The sequence below is a fragment of the Myxococcota bacterium genome (assembly GCA_041389495.1).
Taxonomy (GTDB): domain Bacteria; phylum Myxococcota_A; class UBA9160; order UBA9160; family UBA4427; genus JAWKRT01.
This window is the reverse complement of record JAWKRT010000001.1, coordinates 449,153-460,986: the sequence shown is the minus strand read 5'-3', so window position 1 is coordinate 460,986 and position 11,834 is coordinate 449,153. Positions and strand designations below refer to the sequence as shown.

Genomic DNA, 11,834 nt, shown 5'->3' with positions numbered 1-11,834 from the left:
CGCGGGAGCGTGCGAGCGCGATGACGAACGACGCACGAGAGCGCGCCGCAGCGCGAAGCGACGACGCGCGGAGCCGCGCGAGCGGACGCGGCGGTCGCGGCGGAAGCGGCGACGCGCGGAGCCGCGCGAGCGGTCGCGGCGGCGGCGACGCGCTCGCTGCGGCGGCCGTCGCGGCGGCGGCGCTCGCGCTCGTCGCGCTGCTCGCGCCGCTGCGCGGCGGCATCGCGTCGACGCTGCTCGTCTCGTTCGCGCTGCTGCTCGCACCCGGTCTCGCCGCGCTCGCCGCGCTCGGGCTCGCGCCCGCATTCCGCAGCGTCGCCGCCGCGCTCGCGACGGCCGCCGCGCTCGGCGGCGGCATCGCGTTCCCCGCCGCCGGGATCGCGCGCGCCTCCGGCGTGCCGCTCGGCGACGGTGCGCGCGCGCTCGCCGCACTCGACCTCCTCGCCGTCGCGGCGCTCGCCGTCGCCTGGCGGCGCGGCGCACTGCGCGGCTTCGACGGGCTGCGCGCGGCGACGCGCGGCGACCGCGCGACCGATGTCGCCGTCGCGATCGCGGGCGCGGCCCTCGCCCTCGCCTTCGTCGTCTGGATCGAGCCGACGATGCGCTCGGGCGACCTGTGGACCTATCTCTCGTACATCGACTGGATGGTGCACGAGCCGGGCCGCGCCTACGTCGCGCACACGCCCGACCCCGAGGAGTGGAACGCGCGCCTGATCGCGAGCCCGTTCCTCGCGTGGCAGGCGATGGTGACGTCGCTCGTGCTGCGCGACGGGAGCTCGCTCGCGGTGTTCTGGAGCTGGCTCCCCGTCGCGTGCATCCCGCTCGCGATGGCCGCGCCGCAGGCGCTCGCGTCGGCGCTGCGGTGCGGCGCCGGAACGCGCGCCGCGCTGCTCGCCGCGCACGTCGGGCTCGTGCTCGCGACGCTCCCGTACGTGCACGAGCCCGGCTCGGCGGGGCTGCGCTGGCCGGGCACCGTGCTCTTCTTCCGCATCACGCAGGACAAGGTCTTCCTCGCCTACGTGCTCGTCCCGGTGGCGGGCGCGCTCGGCGCCGAGTGGATGCGCCGCCGCGAGCTCCGCTGGCTCGCCGCGCTCGCGCTCGTCGGCGTGGGCGCCGTGCTCGCGCACCCGCTCGGACTCCCCTTCGTCGCGATCGCGACGCTCCCCTACGCCGCGGCGACGGCCCTCGCCGCGCCGGCAGGCGCGGTCGCGAAGACGCTCGCCGCGGGTGCGCGCGAGCCCGCGGCGCGGCGTCTGCTCGCGGCCTTCGCGATCGCGCTCGCGATCGCGCCGCTCGCGCTCTGGCCGCTCTCGCAGCGCGCGGACGAGGGCGCGCCGACGACGCTCGCCGACGAGGCGGGCTTCGAGCGGCGCGCGCACCTCGTCGTCGACAGTCTGTCGATCGCGTCGCGCGAGGAGAACCGCTTCACGGCGAGCCCGATGCTGCTCGCCCACCCGCTGCTCGGCGCGGGCGCCGCCCTCGCGCTCGCGCTCGGGCTCGCGCTGCGCACGCGCGACGACGCGCGCTACGTGTTCGCGCTCGCCGCCGCCATCCTCGCGATGCTCTACGTGCCGGGCCTGCCGCCGCTCGCCGGTCGCATCGTCACGCCCTACCTGTTGTGGCGCTTCACGTGGCTGCTCCCGACGGCGCTCGCGTTCGCCGTCGCCGGCGCGGTGATCGTCGGGCTCGCGCGCGCGCAGGCCGGCGGGCGGCGCCTCGCCGCACCGGCGGCGGGAGCCGCGTTCGCCGTCGCGCTCGCGCTCGCGACCTCGCTCCCGCAGGACCTCGCGCGCCTCCCCGCGACGCTCGACGCGATGCTCCCCGCGCCGTTCGACGCCGCGACGGCGCGCGCGCTCGTCGACGGGATCCGCGAGCGCGTGCCGCCGGGCGAGCCCGTCCTGCTCGACCCGTCCGTGCACCCGCTCGCGCTCTCGCTCGCGCCGGGCCTGCAGACGGTGTACTGGCGCTGGGGCTCCGACCCGGCGCTCTACGATCGCGTCACCGACTTCTTCACCGCGCGCATGCTCGCGCCGCAGCACGTCGCGTTGCTGCGCGAGCGCGGGGTGCGCTGGATCGGCGCGCGACGCAGGCTCCCCGTCGGAGACGCGCTGCGCGCGCGCCCCGACGCCTTCGAGCCCGCCGGCGCCTCGCTCTCGGTCGACCTCTTCCGCGTGCTCGACCTCGACGCCGCGGCCGCGCCGGGCGACGCCGTCGCGCACTGGCGCGCGCGGCTCGAGCGAGAGCCCGGCTCGCGCGAGGCGCTGTCGTCCCTCGCGCTCGCCCTGCTCGTCGAGGGACGTTATGCGGAGGCGCGGCCGCTGCTCGAGCGCGCCGTCGCACTCGCGCCGGGCGACGCCGTCGCGCGCGAGCGCCTCGGCACGGCCCTGCTCGTGCTCGGCGACACGCCGGGCGCCGTCGAGCAGCTCGCGCGCTGCCACGAGCTCGACCCCGGCCGCGTCGCGGCCGCGAACAACCTGGTGTGGCTGCTCGCGACCTCGCCCGACGCGCGCATCCGCGACCCCGAGCGCGCGCTCCGCGTCGCGCGCGCCTCGTTCGTCGCCGGCGAGATCGACGCCGGCATGTACGACACGCTCGCGGCCGCGCAGGCGGCGGCCGGCGACTTCGCGAGCGCGGTGCGCAGCGCCGCGCTCGCCGTCGAGCTGTACGTGAGCGGCGGCGCGAGCACCGAGGCGCTCGCGCCCGTGCGCGCGCGCCTCGCGCGCTACCGCCGCGGCGAGGCGTTCGTCGACGCGCCCGCCCCGGACGCGCCGTGAGCGGGGCGAGCCGGGACGCCGGAGGCCGCGAGCCCGTGCTCGGATGACGAAGCGCGGCGACTGGGCGAACCTCGGCCGGCGTCCCGCCCGCGCGCCGGGCGCGAGCCACCCCCACCGCGTCGCGCGGCGACTCACGAGGACGGGAGCCCGATGATCTTCCACACCCCGCACGAGCTGAAGGACCACGTCGGCGAGCGCATCGGCGAGAGCGGCTGGCTCGAGATCACGCAGGAGCGCATCGACACGTTCGCCGACGCGACCGGCGACCATCAGTGGATCCACGTCGACCCCGAGAAGGCGAAGGACGGCCCGTACGGCACGACGATCGCGCACGGCTACCTGACGATGTCGCTCGTGAACCTCTTCCTTCCCGAGATCGCCGAGGTGCGCGGGTTCAAGATGGGCGTGAACTACGGCGCCGACCGACTGCGCTTCCCGGCGCCCGTCCCGGTCGGGTCGCGCATCCGCGGCGTCGGCGAGCTCGTGGCCGCCGAGGACACGAAGGACGGCGCCGTGCAGGCGACGATCCGCGTCACGGTCGAGGTCGAGGGCGGCGGCCGCCCGGCCTGCGTCGTCGACACGATCAGCCGCTACTACCCCGAATAGCAAGGACGCAGCGTGGCCTCCGCGAAGCCTCGACGTCGCCGCACCGAGCCGCCCGCGCGGCGGCCGACGCCGCCGCCGTGGTGGCTGCCGACGAGCCTGTGGGAGCTGTGGACGGAGCTCGACGAGCGCGCGGCGCGGCTCCCGGTCGCGTGCAACGAGTACGGCTACGACCCGTTCGGCTACGACCCGCGCTGGACGACGCGGCTCGCGCTGCCGCTCGCGCTCCTCTATCGCCACTGGCTGCGCGTCGAGACGACGGGCATCGAGAACGTGCCCGACGGGCGCGTGCTGCTGATCGCGAACCACGCGGGCAACACGTTCGCCTACGACGCCGCGATGCTGTCGACGGCGCTCCTCCTCGAGCGCGAGCCGCCGCGCATCGCGCGCGGCATGGGCGAGTACTACCTGCCGACGGTCCCGTTCTTCAACGTGCTGATGCAGCGCATGGGCTCGGTCGTCGGCACGCCCGAGAACTGCATCGCGCTGCTCGAGCACGAGGAGGCCGTCATGGTCTTCCCGGAAGGGCAGCGCGGCTTCATCAAGCCCTACGCCGAGGCGTACGAGCTGAAGGAGTTCGGGCTCGGCTTCCTGCGGATGGCCCTGCAGACCGGCACGCCCATCGTCCCGGTCGGCATCGTGGGCTCCGAGGAGCAGTCGCCCGGGCTCGCGCGCGTCGAGTCGCTCGGGCGCGCGATCGGCGCGCCCGCGCTCCCGATCACGCTGACGTTCCCGCTGCTCGGGCCGCTCGCGGTGATCCCGCTCCCCGTCAAGTTCCGCATCGCGTTCGGCGAGCCGCTGCACTTCGCCGGCGATCCCAACGACGAGGACGCGCACGTGCGCGAGCACGTGCGCGTCGTCGAGGACCGCATTCGCGCGCTCGTCCGCCAGGGCCTCGACGCGCGCGACGGCTGGTTCCGTTGACCGACGGACCGGAGCCTCCCCGCTCCGGTTCCGCGCTCGCAGCGACGGCGCTCTTCCTCGCTGCGCTCGCCGTGCGCGCGCTCCCGTGGCGCCACGTCTTCGACGCCGACCGCGTCGTCTTCGCGGGCAACGATGCGTGGTATCACGTGCGGCGCGCGATGTTCGCGCTCGCGCACTTCCCCGCACACGTCGACGTCGACCCGTTCCTCGCGTGGCCGGACGGGTCGCGCGCGATCTGGCCGCCGGCGTTCGACGCGCTCGTCGCTGCGGCCGCGGCGCCGGCGTGGGCGCTCGCCGGGTTGCGCGGCGCGGAGACGGCGGCCGCCTGGGTGCCGCCCGTCCTCGGCGCGCTCGGCGTCGTCGCGCTCCACGCCGCGGTGCGCGCGCTCGACGGCGCGCGCGCCGCGCTCGTCGCGGGCGCGCTCGCCTGCGTGCTCGGCGGCCTCACGTGGTACGCACAGGTGGGATTCGTCGATCACCACGTCGCCGTCTCTGCGCTCGCGGCTGCGATGCTGGGCGCCGCCGTGCGCGTCGCGCTCGACGACTCGCTCGCACACGTCGCCGCGCTCTCCGCCCTCGAGGCGCTCGCCCTCGTCACGTGGCCGGGCGCGCTGCTGCACGTCGCGCTCGTCGAGCTCGGCCTGCTCGCCGGCCGGCTCGTCGGCCCGCGCGACGCGCAGCCCGTCGAGAGCGCGCGCTGGCTGCGCCGGCGCGCGCTCGGACACGCGCTCGCGGCCGCGCTCGTGGCGCCCTTCTGCACGGCCGCGCCGCCCGAGCCGTGGAGCGCGTGGTCGGCGACGGTGCTCTCGCACTTCCAGCCGTGGGCGTTCGCGGCGGCGGCCGCGCACGCCGCGCTCGCGAGCGCCGTCTTCGCGCGCACGGCGGAGGGCGCGCGCGGGGCGCGCACGGCGGCGGCCGCGGGCATCGCGCTCGCCGTCGCGGGCGCGAGCGCCGTGGTGTTCCCCGAGCTGCTGCGCGCGGGCGGCGAGGCGTGGCAGTGGCTCGCGCGCGCCGAGGACTTCCAGCACGTCGTCGCGGAGTCCGAGCCGCTCTTCGAGCGGCGCGGCGCACTCGCGCTCGCACCGGCGCTCGCGCGACTGTCGGCGCTCGGACTGCTGCTGCCGGCGCTCGTCGCCGCCTACGCGCGCGACGCGCGCGCGCGGCGCGACGCGCCGGCGCGCGCCGTCGTGCTCGTGTTCGCCGTCGGCGCCGCGCTCGCGGCCGTCGCGCAGAAGCGCTTCGCGGGCGAGGCCGCGCTCGCCGTCGCGTGGCTCGCGGGATGGGCGGCGGTGCGCGCCGCCGACGCGCTCGCTCCCGCGCTCGGCCGCGGCCGCGCGCGCGCTGCGGTCGGCGCCGCGCTGCTCGCGCTCGCCGCGCCGGCGCTCGCACCGCACGCGCGCGCCGCGCGCGAGGCCTTCGATGCGGCGGCGCCGCTTCCCGCGCCGCAGCAGAGCCGGCGCAACCTGCTCGCTGCGGCAGACTGGCTGCGCGCCGAGGCCGGCATCGCGCCCGACGCGCCGCCGTCGCTCGACGCGCCCGGGTTCGGCGTCCTCGCGCCGTGGGAGCACGGACACGCGCTGCTCTACGCCGCCGCGCTCCCGGTCGTCGCGAGCAACTTCGGCGACGACGTCGGGCCGCGCGGCTTCGCGCTCCACCGCGAGTACTTCCGCTCCGCCGAGCCGCGCGCCGTGCGGCTGCTCGACCGTCTGCGCGCGCGCTTCGTGGTGGTCGAGAGCCTGACGAGCGACGACCGCGAACGGCTCGGTCCGCGGACGATGCTGCGGCGGCTCGCCGAGCCCGCGCTCGTCGGCCTCGCGCACCACCGGCTGCGCTTCGCGACGCCCGCACGGGCGGCCCGAGCCGGCGTCGCTTCCTATCGGGTCTTCGAGCGCGTCGCCGGCGCGACCATCGAGGGAAGCGCGCCGCCGGGCGAGAGCGTCGAGGCGACGCTCGTCGCGACGCCGGGAGCGACGCGCGTCGTCGCGCGGGCGCGCGCGGACGCGAGCGGGAGGTTCGCGATCGCGGTCGCACAGGCGAGCGACGATGCGGGGGGCGCGGCGTGGCAGCTGCGCGCCGGAGCGCTCGAGGGGCGCGTCGTCGTCGCCGCGCGCGCGGTGCGCGAAGGCGGGCGCGTCGAGGCGCCGCCGCTCGCGGTCGCTCGTCGCGACGCGCAGCCGTAGAGCCGGGTACGCGCGCGGACGGCGCGGGCGCCGCTCGCGCGGCGCGAGCGCGGAGCGTGCTAGTCGCGCGCGTGGGCGGCGGGGGATGCGAGGGCGCCGATCCGCACGCGCTCGTGGCGCCGGCTCGCACCGTCCAGCACGAGGTCGGCGGCGGCGAGCGCGCGCGCGGGGACGTCGGTCGCCGCGCCGACCGGCTCGGCGGCCCGCGCCGCATCGTCCGATGCCGCGAGGGCGTGCGCGATCGCGCAGGCGACGGCGGCCGCCAGCACGAGCGCGAGCTCGCGCGCATCGATGTCGCGTCGCAGCTCTCCGCGCTCGGCGGCGCGCGCGAGCGCCGAGGCGAGCGCGCTGCGCTCGGCCGCCGCGCCCGCCGCCCGCTGCGCGCGCGCGCCTCGCCACGCCTCGGCGCCGAGCCCGCTCGCGCGGCGCGCGCGCTCGGCGAGCCCGCGCACCGCGGCGCGGAGCGGCGCGCGGCCCGGCGCGGTCGAGGCCACGACCCCAGCGAACGCGTTCGCGAGCTCGTCCTCGAGCCACGCGTCGAGGACGTGGGCCTTGGTCGGGAAGTGGTTGAAGAAGGTGGCCTCGCTGATCTCGAGGCGGCGGGCGAGGTCGCGGACGCGGATCGCGCCGAACGGCCGCGCGGCCGCGAGCTCGGCAGCCACCCGCACGACGTCGGCGCGCAGCCGCTCGCGCTTGCGCTCGCGAAGCCCGGCCATCCGCCTCCCCTCCCCGTGCCGACTCATGTAGTCGATCTCTCGAATTGTAGAAACCCCAAATTCATGGATACCTGATCGAACGTCGACGGTGCGGCGGCGATCGACCGCCCCGCCCGGGTTCGCTAGAGACGGGCGCCCGCCAAGGAGGGATCCGTGTCCGACGAGTCGCCCATCGCCCGCGTCCTCCGCGGCCTGTCGCTCGAGGCCCTCGACGACGACCTCTTCCTCGGCGACCCGGGCGAGGGCACGGGCCGGCTCTTCGGCGGCATGGTCGCGGCGCAGTCGGCGATGGCCGCGCAGCGCACCGTCGACGAGGGCGCGCTCCACTCGCTGCACGCGTACTTCCTGCGCGGCGGCGACTACGGCAAGCCGATCCGCTTCGTCGTGCACCGCATCCGGGACGGGCGCACGTACTCGACGCGCCGGGTCGTCGCCTACCAGGGCGGCGAGGCGATCTTCAACCTCGCGGCGAGCTTCACGCGCCCCGAGCCGGGCGGCGAGCACCAGGAGCCGATGCCCGACGTGCCGGGGCCCGAGGGCCTGCCGCTCTGGGAGGAGGTGCGGAAGGGCTGGAACCTGCCGCCCTTCTGGGCCGCGCACGTCGAGGCCTTCGAGGTGCGGCTCCCGCCCGAGGAGCTGGCCGACGGAACGCGCTTCGTCTGGATGCGCCCGCGCGGCGACGTGCCCGAGGACGCGCGCCTGCACGCGGCGCTCGCCGTCTACGCGAGCGATCGCACGCTCGCGGGCGCGGCCGTGGGCCCGATGGGCTACGAGCGCCGCGACATCATGGTGACGAGCCTCGACCACGCGATGTGGCTGCACCGCGCGCCGCGCTTCGACGATTGGATCCTGTACGTGAGCGAGAGCCCGGTGAGCCACGCCGCGCGCGGCCTGGCCTTCGGCGCGATGTACGCGCGCGACGGCGTGCGCTTCGCGTCGGTCGCGCAGGAAGGGCTCGTGCGGCTGGCGCGGCGACGTTAGGCAGCGGCGCGCGGACGTCCCGGCGCGCGACGCGCGACGCGCGACGATCGGGCGGCCCGGCGCGCGGCCCTTCGCGCCGCGCGCGTCAGTCGCGCTCGACGAAGGTCGCGCCGCGCACCTCGAACGCACCGTCCTCGAGCGCGTCGTCGACCACGCACTCGCAGGCGTGCACGCGGCCCGCGGCGAGCACGTCCTCGCGCACCCGCTCGAGCACCGCGTGCGTCGCGCCGTTCGCCGCGAGCGCGAGCCGCTCGGCCTCGCGTCCCATCGACACCGCGGCGTCGGCCTTCGCCTTGTTGATCGCGGCGAGCGCCGCGACGGCGACGTCGAAGCTCCGCTCGTCGTCGGGCGGCGCGACGTCGGCGAGCTCGTCCTCGGAGGGCCACGGCGCCGCGTGGATGCTCGCGTGCCCGGTCTCACCGGCGAACGTCCAGGACCAGATCTCCTCGGTGATGAACGGCATCGGCGGCGCGAGCAGACGCAGGATCACCGAGAGGCCGCTCCGCAGCGCGGCGACGGCCGAGCCGCTCTGCGCGCCGCGCTCGCCCGCCGTCTCGCCGTCGGCGTACCAGCGCGCGCGCGGCTTCGCGAGCTCGAGGTACGTGTCGGTGAAGTGCGTCCAGAAGAAGCTCTCCGACTCCTGGAGCGCCTGTGCGTAGTTGAAGTCGTCGAACGCGCGCGTCGCGCGCGCGGCGAGGGCGCGGAGCTTCGCGACGAAGGCGCGGTCGAGCTCGCACGACACGGGATGCACGTCGCCCGGCTGCGAGAGCACGAACTTGCCCGCGTTGTAGAGCTTCGTCGCGAGCCGCTTGCCGACCTTGTAGACCTGCTCGTCGAGCGCGGTGTCGACGCCGAGCCGCGCGCTCGCGGCCCAGTAGCGGACGCTGTCGGCGCCGTACTTCTCGATCGGCTCGGTCGGCGTCACGACGTTGCCCTGACTCTTCGACATCTTCTTGCGATCGGGGTCGAGGATCCAGCCCGAGATCAGGATGTGCCGCCACGGGATCGCGTCCTCGTGCAGCATCGCCTTCGCGATCGTGTAGAAGGCCCACGTGCGGATGATCTCGTGCGCCTGCGGGCGCACGTCGGCGGGGAAGAGCTTCGCGTGGCGCGCGGGGTCGACCTGCCAGTGCGAGCCGATCTGCGGCGTCATCGAGCTCGTGAACCAGGTGTCGAAGATGTCGGCCTCGCCGACGAAGCCGCCGGGCTCGCCGCGCTGCGACTCGTCGAACCCCTTCGGCGTGTGCATCATCGGGTCGACGGGGAGCTGGTCGACGTCGGCGCAGATCGGGTGCGCGTAGTCCGGAGCGCCGTTCGCGTCGAGCGGATACCAGACGGGGATCGGCACGCCGAAGTAGCGCTGGCGCGACAGGCACCAGTCGATCGTGAGCCCCTCGGTCCAGTCGCGGAAGCGCTGACGCATGAAGGCCGGGTGCCACTGCACCTCCTCGCCCTTGCGCAGCAGCGCCTCCTTCTTGTCGAGCAGGCGGCAGAACCACTGCCGCGTCGGCACGTACTCGAGCGGGCGCTCGCCGCGCTCGTAGTAGCGGACGGCGTGCGTCATCGGCTCGGGCTCGCCCTGGAGCGGCGCGCCGCGCCCGGTGGCGCTGCCCGCCGCATCGCGAAGCAGCTCGACGATCGCCGCGCGCGCCTGCTTCGTGCCCTTGCCCGCGAGCCCCGCATAGCATGCGTTCGCGGCCTCGGGCCGCGCGCTCGGGAAGGCCTCGGTGCCGAACTCGACCTCGGCGAGCCGGCCGTTCCGCTGCACGAGCTGGCGGAGCGCGAGGCCCTGCTCGCGCCACCAGTGCACGTCCGTCGCGTCGCCGAACGTGCAGACCATGAGGATGCCGGTTCCCTTCTCGGGGTCGGCGAGCTCGCTCGCGAAGACGGGCACCGGCGCGAAGAAGAGCGGCGTCACCGCGTTGCGCCCGAACAGGTGCGCATAGCGTTCGTCGTCGGGGTGTGCGCACACGCCGACGCACGCGGGCAGCAGCTCGGGCCGCGTCGTCGCGATCACGAAGCCCTCGTCGCTCCCCTCGACGCCGAACTCGATCCGGTGATAGGCGCCCGCCTCCTGCTTGTCCTCGACCTCCGCCTGTGCGACGGCCGTCTGGAAGTCGACGTCCCACATCGTCGGCGCGTGCGTGGTGTAGACGTGGCCCTTGTCGAAGAGGTCGCGGAACGACCGCTGCGCGGTGGAGCGGCAGTGGTCGTCGATCGTCGCGTACTCGAGCTTCCAGTCGATCGACAGGCCGAGCGACTGGAAGAGGCCCTTGAACGCCTGCTCGTCGATGGCCGTGAGCCCGGCGCAGATCTCGATGAAGTTCTGCCGCGAGACGAGCCGCGCGGGCTGCTTGCGCGCCTTGGCCGTCGCGGGCTCGACGCGCAGCCCGGGCTCGTAGGGCGTGTGCGGGTCGCAGCGGATGTGGAAGTAGTTCTGGACGCGCCGCTCGGTCGGCAGCCCGTTGTCGTCCCAGCCCATCGGGTAGAAGACGTTCTTGCCGCGCATGCGCTGATGGCGCGCGATCACGTCGGTCTGCGTGTACGAGAAGACGTGCCCGACGTGGAGCGACCCCGACGCGGTGGGCGGCGGCGTGTCGACGACGAACGTCTCGGCGCGCGATCGCGTCGGATCCCATTCGTAGACGCCGAGCCGTTGCCAGTGCTCGTGCCAGCGGCGCTGCGCGGCGTCGGCGTCGAAGTGCTTCTCGATCGCCTGCGGGTCGATCGTGCGGACGGGCTCGCTCATCGTGGTCGCTCTCGATCGGGGTGGCGCCGGGGCGCGTCCGGCGCGCGCCGAGCGGGAGCGCCCCGCCCGCGCGCGGGGCCGGGCCCGCCCGTACGGCGTCGGGTCCCTGCGTTCCTACCAGTTCCTGCCAGTCTGGAGGCGGCGGAACATAGGCCAGCGGGCGCGCGCGGCGACCGGCGCGGCGCGCGGCCCCGCGGGACCGAGCGGCGCTCGCGACCTGCCCGTCGTCGCGCGCCGCTTGCCGCGCTCGGGACGGCTCTCTACAGTCCCGCGTCCGCCAACCCAGGACCGGAGCCGCCGCATGGCCAAGACGAGCCAGATCAATCGAGACGACAAGCGCCGCAAGCTGATCGCGAAGCACGCCGCGAAGCGCGCCGAGCTGCGCAAGCGGCTGAACGACCCCGAGGTCTCGGTCGACGACAAGATCGAGATCCAGGCGCAGTTCGCGAAGCTCCCGCGCAACTCGTGCCCGACGCGCCTCAACCGTCGCTGCAACGTCTCCGGCCGCTCGCACGCCTACTACAAGAAGTTCGGCATCTCGCGCATCGCACTGCGCGAGCTCGCCCTGCGCGGCCAGCTGCCCGGCGTGCGGAAGTCGAGCTGGTAGCGCCATGAAGCCCGACATCCATCCCGACTATCACAAGGTCCTGTTCGTGGATTCGGCGACCGGCTCCGAGTGGGTCTCCCGCTCGACGATGACGTCGCAGGAGACGCGCGAGATCGACGGCGAGCCGCTGCCCGTCATCAAGCTCGAGATCTCGTCCGTGAGCCATCCGTTCTGGACGGGCCAGCTGCGCGAGCTCGACTCGGACGGCAAGATCGACCGCTTCCGCAAGCGCTGGGGCTCGAAGAAGAAGTAGGCCGCGACGCGCGGAGGCCCGGAACGAAGAGCGCCCGGAAGCCAGTG

At 75.6% G+C, this 11,834-nt stretch carries 9 protein-coding genes; 7 read left to right on the top strand and 2 right to left on the bottom strand.

Going from position 1 to position 11,834, the window contains the following annotated elements:
- The first annotated feature begins 20 nt into the window (after nucleotides 1-20).
- The 4 genes from R3E88_02075 (at nucleotide 21) to R3E88_02060 (ending at nucleotide 6,481) form a co-directional block, all read left to right on the top strand.
- Entirely contained in the window at nucleotides 21-2,774 is a 2,754-nt protein-coding gene (locus tag R3E88_02075; GenBank protein ID MEZ4215236.1) for a tetratricopeptide repeat protein, read from the top strand.
- Nucleotides 2,775-2,924: 150 nt separating this feature from the next.
- A complete protein-coding gene (locus R3E88_02070) occupies nucleotides 2,925-3,380 on the top strand; it encodes a MaoC family dehydratase (GenBank protein ID MEZ4215235.1) in 456 nt (151 codons plus the stop codon).
- Nucleotides 3,381-3,392: 12 nt separating this feature from the next.
- Complete coding sequence (locus R3E88_02065; GenBank protein ID MEZ4215234.1) at nucleotides 3,393-4,301, top strand: lysophospholipid acyltransferase family protein; 909 nt, start codon at nucleotides 3,393-3,395, stop codon at nucleotides 4,299-4,301.
- On the top strand, nucleotides 4,298-6,481 hold the full coding sequence (locus tag R3E88_02060) for an STT3 domain-containing protein (GenBank protein ID MEZ4215233.1): 2,184 nt from the start codon (nucleotides 4,298-4,300) through the stop codon (nucleotides 6,479-6,481). Before R3E88_02065 ends, R3E88_02060 begins: the two co-directional genes overlap by 4 nt.
- 59 nt (nucleotides 6,482-6,540) lie before the next feature.
- Here R3E88_02060 and R3E88_02055 read toward each other — a convergent pair whose 3' ends face one another.
- Entirely contained in the window at nucleotides 6,541-7,197 is a 657-nt protein-coding gene (locus R3E88_02055; protein MEZ4215232.1) for a helix-turn-helix domain-containing protein, read from the bottom strand.
- 153 nt (nucleotides 7,198-7,350) lie between these two features.
- On the opposite strand from R3E88_02055, the gene R3E88_02050 reads away from it, so the two are divergent.
- The gene (locus R3E88_02050) at nucleotides 7,351-8,178 is read left to right on the top strand and encodes an acyl-CoA thioesterase II (protein ID MEZ4215231.1); all 828 of its coding nucleotides are present in this window, start codon (nucleotides 7,351-7,353) and stop codon (nucleotides 8,176-8,178) included.
- Between the two features lie 85 nt (nucleotides 8,179-8,263).
- Here the strand turns inward: R3E88_02050 and valS are convergent, their stop codons facing one another.
- Nucleotides 8,264-10,927 carry a valine--tRNA ligase gene (gene valS / locus R3E88_02045; GenBank protein MEZ4215230.1) on the bottom strand — a complete coding sequence of 888 codons (2,664 nt, stop codon included), beginning with the start codon at nucleotides 10,925-10,927 and terminating at the stop codon, nucleotides 8,264-8,266.
- 301 nt (nucleotides 10,928-11,228) lie between these two features.
- On the opposite strand from valS, the gene rpsN reads away from it, so the two are divergent.
- Nucleotides 11,229-11,534, top strand: coding sequence for a 30S ribosomal protein S14 (gene rpsN, locus R3E88_02040; protein MEZ4215229.1), 306 nt, complete (start codon nucleotides 11,229-11,231; stop codon nucleotides 11,532-11,534).
- A gap of 4 nt (nucleotides 11,535-11,538) precedes the next feature.
- A complete protein-coding gene (locus R3E88_02035; protein MEZ4215228.1) occupies nucleotides 11,539-11,787 on the top strand; it encodes a type B 50S ribosomal protein L31 in 249 nt (82 codons plus the stop codon).
- The last annotated feature ends 47 nt before the right edge of the window (nucleotides 11,788-11,834 follow it).